The sequence below is a fragment of the Vibrio sp. 2132-1 genome (assembly GCF_033344315.1).
In genome coordinates this window covers 1-549 of sequence record NZ_JAWPON010000727.1, presented here as the reverse complement: position 1 = coordinate 549, position 549 = coordinate 1, and the positions used below count along the sequence as shown (strand labels likewise).

Below are 549 nucleotides of genomic sequence, written 5' to 3'. Positions count from 1 at the left end.
TCTCTGAGCTTGAAGACATCAAATTCAACGAGCTGCGTGGCGAGCTTTACATCGGCGTGGCCCCCACGTTTGCACAGAGTTGGTTACTGCCGCGTATGGTGGAATTTCAGCGTTTGTATCCTTCTCTCAATATCAAGCTTCGAGTAAAGGCAAGCCGATTAGATTTCTTACATGAGCCCGTTGATATTGCGATTTACTACAGTGACAGCGAGCATCCGGGTTTCCATCATCAAAGGCTTTTTGATGAAGAGTTGATGCCGGTTTGTAGCCCTGAATACAGCCAAACACATTTCTCCAATGGCGTGAGTAGTGCCAGCCAATTTGAGACCGTGACCTTTATTCATTGCACTGAATCGTTAGAAGCGAACGAGCCAAATCATGAATGGCAGAGCTGGTTAGCAAGCCAAAGCAACCCTGAGCTGAAATCGCTTAATGTGATGGAGAAAACCTACCTTTTTAACCATGCCGATATGGCGATGATTGCCGCCAAAAACAGCATGGGCATCGCAATGGCGCGGGCGTCTTTGGTGCAAACCAGTTTGGAAAAGG

General features: G+C 47.5%; 1 protein-coding gene. It reads left to right on the top strand.

Annotation, left to right across the window (positions count from 1 at the left end; genetic code table 11):
• Positions 1 to 549: LysR substrate-binding domain-containing protein (locus R8N47_RS27625; RefSeq protein WP_318186415.1), on the top strand; the 549-nt coding region annotated here is incomplete at both ends.